The following is a 12927-nucleotide window of genomic DNA, read 5'->3' on the forward strand; positions in this document are numbered from 1 at the left end:
AGAGTAGAGCCGGCCGATCCGTCCGGAGGAGTGCCCGTCAGCGAGCGGCGCCCGCCGTCGCCGACTCGGGCAGGCTGCTCATGGGGAGGGTGTACTCGCCCTTCAGCGCCGAGATCCAGACGGTGGTCGGGGCGACGGCGGCGAAGTTCGAGTTGAGCAGCGCCATCAGCGTGGTGTGCAGGGAGTGCGCGTCGATGGAGCCGGCGTCGTTCGCGATCGCGATCGCGCCCGTCGCATCCGAGAGGACCTCGGCGCGGAGCCCGTGCGTCTCGGCCTCGGCGGCCGAGGCGAGGATGCAGTTGTTGGTCATGTAGCCGACGAGGGTGATCGTGTCGACGTCGTGCTCGCGGAGCCAGTCGAGCAGGTCGGTCCCCGCGAAGACCGTGCCGAACTGCTTCGTGACGTTCTTCCACGAATCCGAGCGGCGCTTCTCGATCTCCGGGTGCAGCGCGAAGGACGGACCCGACGGGTCGAAGATCGGCGCTCCCTCGCCCGCGCTGTGCTGGACGACGGCGATCGGGAGGCCCGCGGCGGCGGCGGAGTCCAGAGCGGCGGCGATCCTCGGCAGCGACTGCGCGTGCGGCGGGTACTGGATCTCGAGCGGACCGCTGAAGTACTCCTGCTGCACGTCGACGAGGATCAGTGCGCGGCGCGGTGTGGTCATGAGGGGCTCCCATCGGTGGCGGACGTCCCCGATCCTCCCGCCCGGGGCTGGGAGCGGCGGTCAGCCACGCGGCCCGCGACCCGGTCGTGGGCGCAGGCCCACACCTCCTCGTGCTCGAGCGGAGTGAGGACGCCGGCGTCGAGCAGCCGGTCGGCCCGCCGCAGCACGGCCGCGATCGCCGCCTGCTCGGCGACGGCGGGGGAGTCGACGTCCGCGATCACGAGCCGGCGGGCGCAGGCCCGGCGGAGGCGGCGGGTCGAGCGGGCCGAGAAGAGCAGGAGCGACGCGGTCGGCAGGGCGAGCGCGGCCAGCAGGAGGAGCGGCAGCCGGTCGAGCACGAGCGTCCCGACGGCGCCGGCGGCCGTCACGGCAACGACCAGCTGCGGACCGGCCGCGTGCAGGCGGAGGCGCCTCCGCTCCTCGACGGAGGTGCCGGGCGCGAAGACGACGAGCTCGCTCCGGACGACGCCGTACCGGCTCGCGCCGACGGTGTGGCGGCCCCAGCGGGGGCCGGCGTCGAAGAGGCGGAGGAGCAGGTGCACGAGCGCCATCGTCGCCCCGCGACGGCGGGTGGGAGGGGATCCTGACGGAACGCGGACGCGTTCCGGGCCGATCCGCACGGTCCGCTCGCGCGACGCTCACGACCCCCTCACGACGCGGGATCGCGCGTCGACGTCCCTCCCCAGCCGATTACCCGTGAGGAAAGCGTGAGGATCCGCTCATTCCGGGCGGGCGCGCTCCTCACGGCGAGTAGAAACATCCAGTGACCTCTTCCGTCGTCCGTGGCGACCCCGACGCCCTCGAACCCTCCCCTCTCTCCTCCGCGCGCGCGGGCGGGGTGAAGGCGTGGCTCCTCGAGGGCCTCCGCGACGACTCCGGAGCCCACCCCGGCCCCCACGCGGCCACCGGCAGGACGCACTCCTGGTGGCGCGTCATGTGCCTCACGGGTGTCGACTACTTCTCGACCCTCGGCTACCAGCCGGCCATCGCGGCGCTCGCCGCGGGCCTCGTCTCTCCGCTCGCGACGATCGTCCTGGTGGTGCTGACGCTCCTCGGCGCGCTCCCCGTCTACCGCCGCGTGGCCCGCGAGAGCTTCCGCGGCGAGGGGTCGATCGCGATGCTCGAGCGCCTGCTGCCCTGGTGGGGCGGCAAGCTCTTCGTGCTCGTGCTGCTGGGGTTCGCGGCCACCGACTTCATGATCACGATCACCCTCTCGGCGGCCGACGCGACGGCGCACGCGGTCGAGAACCCGTTCGCCCCCGCCTGGTTCCACGGGGCGGAGGTGCCGCTCACGCTGGGGCTGATCGCCCTGCTGGGGATCGTGTTCCTGCGCGGGTTCCGCGAGGCCATCTCGATCGCGGTCGTGCTCGTGGCCGTGTTCCTCCTGCTCAACGCGATCGTGATCGCCGTGGCGATCGGGCACGTGGCCGAGAACCCCGTCGTCATCGGCGACTGGTGGTCGGCGCTCACGACCCAGCACGGGAATCCGCTGGTCATGGTCGGCATCGCGCTCATCGTGTTCCCCAAGCTCGCGCTCGGCCTCTCCGGCTTCGAGACCGGCGTCGCGGTCATGCCGCAGATCCGCGGCGACGCGGGCGACACCGAGGACGCCCCGGTCGGCCGCATCCGCGGGGCGAAGCGGCTGCTCATCACCGCCGCCGTCACGATGTCGGCGTTCCTCATCACCTCGAGCTTCGTCACCACGCTGCTCATCCCGCAGGCGCAGTTCCAGCCGGGCGGCGAGGCCAACGGCCGCGCGCTGGCCTACCTCGCGCACGAGTACCTAGGCGAGGGCTTCGGCACGGTCTACGACGTCGCGACGATCTGCATCCTCTGGTTCGCGGGCGCCTCCGCGCTGGCCGGCCTGCTCAACATCGTCCCGCGCTACCTGCCCCGCTACGGCATGGCGCCGCAGTGGGCCGGCGCCGTCCGTCCGCTCGTGCTGGTCTTCACCGTCGTGGCTTTCGTCATCACGATCCTCTTCCGCGCCGACGTCGACGCGCAGGGCGGGGCCTACGCGACCGGCGTGCTGGTGCTGATCACCTCCGCGTCCGTCGCCGTGTTCCTCTCGGCGAAGCGCAGGAAGCAGCGCAAGCGCGCCGTGGGCTTCGCGGTCATCGCGCTGGTCTTCGTCTACACGACGGTCGTGAACGTGGTCGAGAGGCCCGACGGCGTGCGGATCGCGGCGGTCTTCATCGTCGGCATCCTCTCGGTCTCGCTCGTCTCGCGGGTGCACCGCTCGTTCCAGCTGCGCGCCACCTCAGTGGTGTTCGACGCCGCCGCGATCGACTTCCTCACCACGGACGCCGACGACTACGGCGTGATCCGCATCCTCGCGAACGAGCCCGACGACGGCTCCGAGGCGGAGTACCGGGACAAGCTGGCGGAGGAGCAGCGCGACAGCAATCTGCCGATGCGCGGCCCGGTGCTCTTCCTCGAGGTGCACACCACCGACTCCTCCGACTTCGAGGAGGACCTGGTCGTGCAGGGCCGCGTCTGCCACGGCTTCCGCGTGCTCACGGTGACCAGCGGCAACATCCCGAACACGATCGCCACGGTGCTGCTCGAGATCCGCGACCTCACCGGCGTGATCCCGGACGTCTACTTCGAGTGGACCGAGGGCGGCCCCATCTCGAACATGTTCCGCTTCCTCATCACCGGCACCGGCGAGGTCGCCCCCGTCACCCGCGAGGTCCTCCGCCGCGCGGAGTCCCGCCGCGACCGCCGGCCGGGCGTGCACGTGGGCTGACGCCCCGCCGCGCGGAGTCCCGCCGGGACCGCCGGCCGGGCGTGCACGTGGGCTGACGCCTGCTGCGCGGAGTCCCGCCGGGACCGCCGGCCGGGCGTGCACGTGGGCTGACGCCTGCTGCGCGGCGGGGGCGTGGCGGCGCCGAGGTGCCGCTCCTGCTGCAGGATGCCGCCGAGACGCCGCTCCGTCATCGAGACACCGCTGCAGGAGCGGTGCGTCGGCGGAGGAGGCGGCGTCCCGGCGCGCGGCGGCCCCGTAGCGTGGGCGCGGGCACCCGTCGGGGCGCCGACACCGACGAACGGACGACGATGACCCTCGAGGACCAGCGCGCGCACATCCTGACCGGCGCCGTGTACGACGACATGACCCCCGAGCTGGTCGCCGCGCGCGAGCGGGCGGTCCTCGCCTCGAACGCGTACAACGCGAGCTTCGGGCGTCCCCCGGTCGAGCGGGAGGCTCTGCTCCGCGAGCTCGTCGCCTCGGTGGGCGCGGACGCGCACCTCGAGCCGACGTTCCGGTGCGAGTTCGGGTTCAACATCACGATCGGCGACCGCTTCTACGCGAACTTCGACTGCATCCTGCTCGACGGCGCCCCCATCACGATCGGCGACGACGTGCTGTTCGGCCCGCGCGTCTCGATCTACACGTCGAACCACGCCCTCGACCCGGCCGAGCGCGCCGCCGGCGCCTGCACCGCGAAGCCGGTCGTCGTCGGCGACGGTGTCTGGATCGGCGGCGGCGTCACGATCAACCAGGGCGTCACCATCGGCGACGGGGCCGTGATCGGCTCGGGCAGCGTCGTCACCCGCGACGTTCCTCCGCTCACCATCGCGGCCGGCGTCCCCGCCCGCGTCCTCCGCTCGATCACCCCCGACGACCGGACCGGCTACCGCCCGGCCCACTGACGGCGGCCCACGCCGGCCCCGAGACGCCGACTCCGAGACGCCTCGGAACGGCTCCCGGCCTCGCGGCGATCCGCCCTCAGGACTTCACGGTCGACAGGGGCTCGGTGATGCTCTCGAGGCTGCGGCGCTCGGCGTCGACGCCGAAGATCAGGGCGATCACGCCGCCGAGGATCATCACGGCGGCGCCGACGAAGTAGCCGATCGTCAGCGGACCGCGGTCGCTGCCGTCGCCGATCAGGGCGCCGTAGAGGGCGGGGGCGACCGCTCCGGCGATCTGGCCGAGGGTGAAGAAGTACGAGATCGCCTGGCTGCGCAGCTCGAGCGGGAAGATCTCGCTCACGGTGAGGTAGGCGCTCGAGGCTCCGGCGGAGGCGAAGAAGAACGACACGCACCAGAGGATCGTCTGCGTCGTCGCGGTCAGGACGTCCATGCTGAAGAGGACCGCCGAGACGGCCAGGACCGCTCCCGAGACGCCGTAGGTGAGGAAGATCATCTTCCGCCGGCCCCACACGTCGAACAGGTGGCCGAGCACCAGCGGCCCGACGAGGTTGCCGATCGCGAACGGGAAGAAGAAGTACGAGATCGCGCTCTGCTCGACTCCGTAGAAGTTCTCGAGCACCAGCGCGTAGGTGAAGAAGATCGCGTTGTAGAGGAACGACTGGGTGATCATCATCGTCGCGCCCACCAGCGTCCGCTTCGGGTACTGCCGCAGCAGCACCCGGGCGATGGTGCGGAACGGGATGCTCTCCGTCGCCTTCACGGTGATCGCCTTCGCGTCGTCGACAGGCTCGAGCACGCCGCCCTCCGCCTCCACTCGGCGCTCGATCTCGTCGACGGTGCGCTCCGCCTCCTCCTCGCGGCCGTGCGTCATCAGCCAGCGGGGGCTCTCAGGGATGTGGCGGCGGAGGTAGATGATCGCCAGTCCGAGGATCGGGCCGAGGAAGAAGCCGAGGCGCCAGCCGACGTTCTCGGCGAAGAGCGCGTCATTCAGGAAGAACAGGTTGGCCGCGGAACCCAGAGCCGCGCCGCCCCAGTACGTGCCGTTGATCGCGATGTCGACGCGGCCGCGGTACTTGGAGGGGATGAGCTCGTCGATCGCGGAGTTGATCGCCGCGTACTCGCCGCCGATCCCCATGCCCGCGAAGAAGCGGAACACGGCGAGGAAGACGTAGTTCGGCGCGAGTCCCGCCAGGCCGCTGGCGACCAGGTAGATGACGAGCGTCAGGATGAACAGCTTGCGCCGCCCGAGCTTGTCGCTCAGCCGCCCGAAGATCAGGGCGCCCGCGATCTGCCCGCACAGGTAGATCGTGCCGAGCAGGCCGACCTCGAAGGCCGAGAGCCCGAACTCCTTCGCGAAGCCGGCGGAGGCGACGATCTGGATCTCGAGTCCGTCCAGCACCCACGAGAAGCCGAGGCCGACGACGATCGACCAGTGGAAGCGGGTCCAGGGGAGCCTGTCGATGCGGGCGGGCACGAGGCTCCGGACCGGGCCGCGCGGACTGGTGGATGTCGACATGGCGAGCGCCTTCCTGTCGCCCCGGCGTCGTTGCGGAGGAACGCTGTCCCGAGCGCGGCGAGACGACACTAGACCCGCGGGCGGCTCCATATCGCCGGGCTATTCACCCCTTGTCACGGACCGCCGAGCGGGTGTATCCCGGGCATCGGTGCCCACCCGGAGGCGGAGCGAGGCGCGGTGGACGCGAGCCCGGATCCGTCCCGCGAGGCCTGACACCGCCCGCCTCCTCGGCCTAGCGTGGAGGCATGATCGACGCGACGCCCGCGGGCACCCCCACCTACGTCCTCAGCGAGGGGCCCGTCTGGGATCCGGACACCGCCCGCCTCACCTGGGTCGACATCGAGGCCGGCGCGGTCCTGTCCGCCCCCGTCACCGCGGAGGGGATCGGAGCGATCTCGCGCACCGACGTCGGCGAGCAGGTCGGCGCCGCGCTGCCCCTGGGCGACGGGCGGACGCTCGTCGCGCTGACCCGACGGCTCGCGATCCTGGAGGTCGACGGCTCCCTCACGCGCGGCTCCGAGCTGCTGCCGGAGGGGCACCGCTTCAACGACGGCACGATCGACCCGCAGGGGCGCCTCCTGGTCGGCTCGCTGACCCTCGGCGAGTCGGCGGGCGACGACGTCCTGCTGCGCATCGAGCACGACGGATCCGTCACCGTGCTCGACGACGACCTGCGGCTCTCGAACGGACTCGGCTTCTCGCCGGACGGCTCTGTGCTGTACTCGGCCGACACCGAGTCGGGCGTGATCCACCGCCGCTCCTACGCGGACGCCGAGCACGGCCCGCGCGAGCCCTTCGTCGAGCTCGAGGAGGGCGTGTTCGCCGACGGACTGACCGTGGACGCCGACGGCCGCGTGTGGGTCGCGGTCTGGGGCGGGAGCGGCGTTCGAGTGTTCGAGGCCGACGGCAGCCAGGGCGAGGGCGAGGGCATCAGGATCGACGCCCCGCACTCCTCCAGCATCGCCTTCGCGGGCGAGGACCTGGACATCGCGGTCGTCACCTCCGCATCACGCGACCTCTCGGCGGACGAGCGGGCGCGTCATCCGCACGCCGGTGGACTGTGGATCGCGCAGCCCGGAGCCCGCGGCCGCGCCGCCACGCGCTGGGTGGAGGGCCCTCTGCCCTAGGGGCGGCCGGTCGCCCGTCAGACGGCGGGCGCCGTCGGCGGGCTCGGCTCCGACGCGGGCTGCGGCACGAGGGTCAGCCGCGAGATGCGGTAGCGGTCCGTCTCGGCCACGCGGAGCAGGTGGTCGCCGACGAGGACGGAGTCGCCCACCACGGCCACGCGGCCGATCCGGTCGAGGACGAATCCGCCGACCGTCTCGTACGGGCCCTCGGGCAGCTCGATGCCCAGCTGCTCCGCCAGGTCCTCGAGGATCATTCCGCCGTCGACGTCGTGCAGCTGCTCGGCCGCCTTCGCGTCGACCGCCTGGCGGGCGCCGTCGTACTCGTCGTAGATCTCGCCGACGAGCTCCTCGAGCAGGTCCTCCAGCGTGATGATGCCGTCGGTTCCCCCGTACTCGTCGATGACGACGGCGATCTGGTGGCCGTCCTGGCGCATGGTGCGCAGGGCCGCGAGCACCTTCGTCGTGCCGGGGACCGCGAGGATCGGGCGGGTGATGTCGGCGACGCTGCTCGCGGTGCCGGCGCGGCCCGCCTCCGGGAACGCGGACATCAGGTCGCGCACGTGGACGAAGCCGAGGACGTCGTCGAAGTCGTCGCCGACCACCGGGTAGCGCGAGTGCGGCTGGTCGAGGACCGCCGCGTAGCCCTCGGCCACGCTGAGCGCGCCGCGGAGGAAGTCGACGTCCGGGCGCGGGCGCATCACCTCGGCGACGCGGCGGTCGTCCGCGCGGAAGATGTCGGTGAGCAGCCGGCGGCTGTCCTCGTGGATCTCGGTGTTGCTGGAGATCATGTCGCGCACCTCGTCGGCCGAGACGCTCTCGCCCTTCTCGCGCGGGTCGGCGCCGAGGAGGCGGACGACGGCGTCGGTCGAGACGGACAGCAGCCAGATCACGGGGCGCATCAGGCGCGCGAGGGCGTTGAGCGGGGGCGCGAGGGCCTTGGTGAACGCGACGGACTTCTGCATCGCCAGGCGCTTGGGGACCAGCTCGCCCAGCACCAGGGAGAGGTACGCGATGACGAGGGTCATCAGGATCAGGGCGACGGTCGAGGCGGCGGAGGCCGAGAGGCCGAGCGACTGCAGCGGCGGCACGAGGTCGGGCGCGATGGTCGAGGCGCCGTACGCCGAGGAGAAGAAGCCGGCGAGCGTGACGCCGATCTGGACCGCGGAGAGGAACGTGTTGGGGTTGCGGACGAGCTCGGCGATGCGCCGGCCGCGCTCGCTGCCGGCCTCGATCGCGCGGACCTGGCTCTCGCGGAGGCTGACGATGGCCATCTCGGTGCCCGCGAAGACGCCTCCGAGGAGGACGAACAGCACGACGAGGCCGATGTTGAGGAGGGTGTCGAGATCCACGCCGACCAGAGTAGGGATGCCGGCCGTGAGAACGCCTCGTGGACTCTCAGGGAGCGGGCGGGTACGCGCGACTCCGCGGGAGTCGCGGTAGTCGCTCGCGAGACCGGCGACCTTGGAGGAGTAGCGGGGGCGGGCGGGACGACGTCCCGCCCGCCCGCTCAGGACGCGTCGGCCGGGCGCACGCCGATCGTGAGGATGAGGTTCGCGTAGATGCGGCGGTCGCCCGAGGCGATGGTGAGCGCGACGTCGGGCGTGCGCGCCTCGGCGTAGAAGGCGTGCCGCTCGAGCGAGGTGAAGGGGACGCCGTCGAGGGACCGGCGGAAGGCGTCCTGCGCGGGGACGTCGATCCCGGGCGCGGGGGTCATGACCGTCGCCTCCTCGACGACGATCGCCGAGAGCAGGGCGTCGAGGATCTCGTCGACGGTCAGCATGTCGGGCCGGAGGTTCAGGTGCACCAGGGCGGAGTTCGGTCCGAGCGTGGTGCCGACGGGGTAGTTGCCGTCGGCGATGAGGACGCGGGAGCCGTGGCCCGCGCGGGCGAGCGCGTGCAGGATCTCGGGGTGGAGGAGGGTCGTGGTCAGCAAGAGGAGCTCCTAGAGGTCGTGGAGGTGGGCGACGGACGAGCCGGCGAGCAGGCGGCCGGGGAGCCTCCGCTCCTGGGGACCGGGCTGCTCCGCCCCGGAGTCGAGGCGGAGGCGGACGAGGGCGGCGGCCTCGGCGGCGATCGCCTCCGTCGGCTGGGCGATCGTGGTCAGGTGCGGGCGGACCACGCGGGCCAGCTCGACGTTGTCGAAGCCGACGACGGAGAGGTCCGTCGGCACGCGCAGCCCGGAGTCGCCGAGGGCGATCAGGGCGCCGACCGTCAGCTCGCGGTTGCTCGCGAACAGGGCGGTCGGCCGGGGGCTCAGGGCGAGGATCCGCTCGACGGCGGCGACTCCGCTCTCGACCGTCAGCGGGCCGCGCACCACGGCGTCGGCGGCGGGGTGCACGCCGCGCTCGGCCAGGGCGGCGAGGAAGCCGGCGGTCCGCTCCCGGGTGGAGGACACTCCGTCCTCCCCACTGAGCACCGCGATCGAGCGGTGGCCGTGGTCGAGGAGGTGGCGGGCGGCGGAGGCGCCCGCGCCCGCGTTGTCGAGCGCGACGCGATCGGTGACCAGTGCGTCGTCGATCCAGTCGACGGCCACCACGGGGGTGCCCTGCTCGGAGGCGCGGCGCAGCGCGTCGACGTCGCCCGCGGACGGCACCGCCACGATCCCGTCGACCATCTTCTCGAGCAGCAGGTCGACCGCGGCTCCCGGCTCGGGGCGGCTCACGCCGACCAGCACGCCGATGCCCTCCTCGCGCAGGGCCCGCTCGAGGCCCGCGATGATCGAGAGGTGGAACTCGTTGTCGAGGGCGGGCAGCAGCACTCCGACCGTGCGGGAGCGCCGCGAGCGCAGGCCTCGAGCGAAGCCGTTGACCCGGAAGCCGACCTCGGCGGCCGCCGCCTCGATCGCGGCCCGGTTCTCGGGGCGCACGGGGAGCCCGTTGTAGTGCTTCGAGATGGTCGAGAGCGAGAGGCCGGTCAGCCGCTGCAGGTCCTTGTAGGTGGCCACGTCACAGGGTGGCGCGGGGCGAGCCGTAGCCGCTCCAGCCCGGGATCGTGCCGTCGGCGTCCCACAGGTCGAGCCAGCCGGAGCTGCCGGGCCAGAGGAAGACCTGGCCCTTGATCAGCCGGTTGTTGCGCTCGGCGCCGCGCAGCGCCTCCTGCTCCTCGGCCGTGAGCACCAGGGAGGCGGCGGCCAGGTTCGCCTCGATCTGCTCCGGCTTCACCGCGAAGGGGATCGGGATCTGGCCGCGGTTCACCGCCCAGGCGAGGCACACGACGGCCGGATGCACGCCCCGCTCCTCGGCGATCGCCCGCACCGCGGGGTGCTCGATGTCGACGATGTCGCCCTCCACCCGATCGCGCTCCGGCCGCGACGGCGAGCCCAGCGGCGAGTAGCCGATCGGCTGGATGCGGTGGTCGAGGCAGAAGCGGAACAGCTCCGGCTGCTGGAAGCAGGGGTGCAGCTCCATCTCGTTCAGCTGCGGGGCGATGCGGACGTCGGCGAGGATCCGCTCGAGCTTGGGGATCGTGACGTTGGAGGTGCCCAGGTGCCGGACGAGGCCCCGGTCGACCAGGCTCTCGAGCGCGCGCCAGGTCTCGAGGAACGCCTCGTGGACGTACGGGCGGGCGTGCGGATCGCGTGCGTCGGTCTCGGCGTGCGGCGGGTGGTGGTTGGGGAAGGGCCAGTGCACGAAGACGGCGTCGAGCACGTCGAGGCCGAGATCGGCGAGCGAGCGCTCGACGGAGGCGACGGCCGCCGCGGGCTCGTGCGCGTCGTTCCAGATCTTCGACATGACGAAGAGCTCGTCGCGGTCGACTCCGGAGTCGACGATCGCCCGGCCGACGCGCGGCTCGTTGCCGTAGACGGTGGCGCAGTCGAGGAGGCGGAAGCCGGCGCGGAGGGAGTGCTCGACCGCGAGGCCGACGGTCTCGGCGTCGTAGCGGTCGGAGCCGAACGTGCCGGCGCCGATCGCGGGGATGCGGCTGCCGCTCGCGAGGACGCGGTGGCTCGGCGGAGTGGGGGCCATGCGGATCCTCCTGGTGCGGCGGCGGGGGCGAAACGTTGCGCTTCACGGTAGGCGGGGGAGGGCGGCGGCGTCAACGATGCTGTGGACCGATGTGCGTAACGTTTCGTGCGGTGGGTGCTTTCGTCCTCCGTTCCTGCCCCGCCTCCCTCGACAGTCCAGTAGTCGTCGCACTCGAGCGCGACTGCGACGACTCCTGGACTGTCGAGAAGAGCCCCGCCCCTCCGCTCAGACCAGCCGGCGCGACTCCTCCGTGACCACGCGGAACCAGCGCGCGCCGTAGCCGTCGAGGGGCACCGACACGGCGCCGTCCTCGTCTAGCGGGAGCGACTCGCCGCCGAGGGAGTCGACCAGCCGCGCCCCGGCGGGGGTGTCGGGGAGCGTCAGGTGCGCCGTGCGCGGGTTCGACGCCAGGTTGTGCACCGCGACGGTCGTGCCGGTCGACGCGGACATCCGGTGCGCGAGCACGCTCGGCTCGTCGCAGGGCAGGTGCGTGTACTCGCCCCAGCCGATCTCCGGCGACCGCCGGTACAGCCAGGCGAGGCCCTTCACGTGGGCCAGGAGGGAGTCCGGATCCTGGAGCTGCGCGGCCGCGTTCACGTGCTCGGGTCCGAAGCCGCCGCCGGGAGGGGCGGCGATCAGGTCGGAGGCGTCGGCGCGCGAGAACCCGCCGTTGGCGGCGCTGCTCCACTGCATCGGGGTCCGCACGGCGCTGCGGCCCGGGATGTCGGCGTTCTCGCCCATCCCGATCTCCTCGCCGTAGTAGAGCACCGGGGTCCCGGGCAGCGAGAAGACCAGGCTGTGGACCAGGCGGACGCGGCGCGGGTCGCCGTCGACCATCGGCGGGAGGCGGCGGACGATGCCGCGCCCGTGGATCCGCTGCGACTGCTCCGGAGCGAACGCCGCGAAGACCTCGTCGCGCTCGTCGTCGCTCAGCTGGTCGAGGGTGAGCTCGTCGTGGTTGCGCGCGAAGTTCGCCCACTGGCTGCCGACGGAGATCTCGGGGCGGCTCGCGAGCGCCTCGACGAGCGGCGCCGCCTCCTCCCGGGCCAGCGCGAGGTAGAGGCGCTGGTTGCCGATGAAGTCGAACTGTATCGACAGCTCGTCCGCGTCCTCGCCGCCGAAGAAGCCGAGCTGCTCCTCGCGGGTCACGTTGACCTCGCCCAGCAGCATCGCCTCGCCGGAGCGCCGCGAGACGAAGCGGCGCAGCAGGCGCAGCCACTCGTGCTCGTCGCGTTCGCCGGGCTCGATCAGGTAGGGCACCGCGTCGACCCGGAAGCCGTCGACGCCCAGCTGCAGCCAGAACCCGATGAGCTTCGCGATCTCGTCGCGCACGGCCGGGTTCTCGGTGTTGAGGTCGGGCTGGTGCCGGTAGAAGTGGTGCAGGTAGTACTGGCCCGCCTCCTCGTCGCGGAACCAGACGCCGTCCTCCGCGTCCGGGAACACGTTCGCGGGCTGATCGGCGGGCGGCTCGTCGCGCCAGACGTAGTAGTCGCGGTACGGGCTGTCGCGAGAGGAGCGGGCGGCCTGGAACCAGGGGTGCTGGTCCGAGGTGTGGTTGACGACGAGGTCGACGATCACACGCATCCCGCGGTCGTGGGCGGTCCGGATCACCTCGACGACGTCGCCGTGGTGCCCGAAGCGCTCGTCCACTCCGTAGAAGTCGCTGATGTCGTAGCCGTTGTCGCGGCCGGGGGACCGGTAGAACGGCGCGAGCCAGAGGCAGCTGACGCCGAGCTCGGCCAGGTAGTCGATCCGGTGGACGAGGCCCTCGAGGTCGCCGACGCCGTCGTCGTCCCAGTCCATGAACGTCTTCACGTCGAGGTTGTAGAAGACGGCGGTGCGCCACCACAGGTCGCTCGTGTCGGTGACCCTCATGCGCGGGGCTCCGGGCGGGAGGAGGCGGAGGGTGCGGGGGAGAGGGGCGCGGGCGCGGGCGTCCGGGTGGCGGCGGTGCGGGTGGCGGCGTGCTTGTGCTCGTGATGCGTCACGGAGGGGCTCCAG

General features: G+C 72.4%; 11 protein-coding genes. 3 read left to right on the top strand and 8 right to left on the bottom strand.

The genetic code is table 11. From position 1 onward, the window contains the following. Positions 1-37: 37 nt before the first annotated feature. Positions 38-664 carry an isochorismatase family protein gene (locus C5B93_RS11915; protein ID WP_104233860.1) on the bottom strand — a complete coding sequence of 209 codons (627 nt, stop codon included), beginning with the start codon at positions 662-664 and terminating at the stop codon, positions 38-40. Beyond that, entirely contained in the window at positions 661-1206 is a 546-nt protein-coding gene (locus C5B93_RS11920) for a DUF6611 family protein (RefSeq protein WP_146078485.1), read from the bottom strand. Before C5B93_RS11920 ends, C5B93_RS11915 begins: the two co-directional genes overlap by 4 nt. 221 nt (positions 1207-1427) lie before the next feature. Between C5B93_RS11920 and C5B93_RS11925 the strand changes: the two genes are divergently transcribed. Both C5B93_RS11925 and C5B93_RS11930 read left to right on the top strand, forming a co-directional pair. Beyond that, on the top strand, positions 1428-3413 hold the full coding sequence (locus C5B93_RS11925) for an amino acid permease (RefSeq protein ID WP_374953144.1): 1986 nt from the start codon (positions 1428-1430) through the stop codon (positions 3411-3413). 308 nt (positions 3414-3721) lie between these two features. After that, a complete protein-coding gene (locus C5B93_RS11930) occupies positions 3722-4318 on the top strand; it encodes a sugar O-acetyltransferase (RefSeq protein WP_104248278.1) in 597 nt (198 codons plus the stop codon). Between the two features lie 76 nt (positions 4319-4394). Here C5B93_RS11930 and C5B93_RS11935 read toward each other — a convergent pair whose 3' ends face one another. After that, complete coding sequence (locus C5B93_RS11935) at positions 4395-5834, bottom strand: MFS transporter (protein ID WP_104225083.1); 1440 nt, start codon at positions 5832-5834, stop codon at positions 4395-4397. A gap of 245 nt (positions 5835-6079) precedes the next feature. On the opposite strand from C5B93_RS11935, the gene C5B93_RS11940 reads away from it, so the two are divergent. Continuing rightward, complete coding sequence (locus tag C5B93_RS11940) at positions 6080-6961, top strand: SMP-30/gluconolactonase/LRE family protein (protein ID WP_104233862.1); 882 nt, start codon at positions 6080-6082, stop codon at positions 6959-6961. A 17-nt stretch (positions 6962-6978) separates the two neighbouring features. Here the strand turns inward: C5B93_RS11940 and C5B93_RS11945 are convergent, their stop codons facing one another. The 5 genes from C5B93_RS11945 to C5B93_RS11965 all read right to left on the bottom strand — a co-directional run bounded on the left by C5B93_RS11945 (position 6979) and on the right by C5B93_RS11965 (position 12801). Next, a complete protein-coding gene (locus C5B93_RS11945) occupies positions 6979-8310 on the bottom strand; it encodes a hemolysin family protein (RefSeq protein ID WP_104233863.1) in 1332 nt (443 codons plus the stop codon). A gap of 158 nt (positions 8311-8468) precedes the next feature. Next, entirely contained in the window at positions 8469-8894 is a 426-nt protein-coding gene (locus tag C5B93_RS11950; protein WP_104225080.1) for an RbsD/FucU family protein, read from the bottom strand. Positions 8895-8903: 9 nt separating this feature from the next. Continuing rightward, the gene (locus C5B93_RS11955; protein WP_104292546.1) at positions 8904-9905 is read right to left on the bottom strand and encodes a LacI family DNA-binding transcriptional regulator; all 1002 of its coding nucleotides are present in this window, start codon (positions 9903-9905) and stop codon (positions 8904-8906) included. 1 nt (position 9906) lies between these two features. Beyond that, on the bottom strand, positions 9907-10926 hold the full coding sequence (locus tag C5B93_RS11960) for an aldo/keto reductase (protein ID WP_104292547.1): 1020 nt from the start codon (positions 10924-10926) through the stop codon (positions 9907-9909). 225 nt (positions 10927-11151) lie between these two features. Then, a complete protein-coding gene (locus C5B93_RS11965) occupies positions 11152-12801 on the bottom strand; it encodes an alpha-amylase family protein (protein WP_104292548.1) in 1650 nt (549 codons plus the stop codon). Positions 12802-12927: the final 126 nt, after the last annotated feature.

It is taken from the genome of Rathayibacter sp. AY1A2 (genome assembly GCF_002930935.1).
Classification (GTDB): Bacteria; Actinomycetota; Actinomycetes; order Actinomycetales; family Microbacteriaceae; genus Rathayibacter.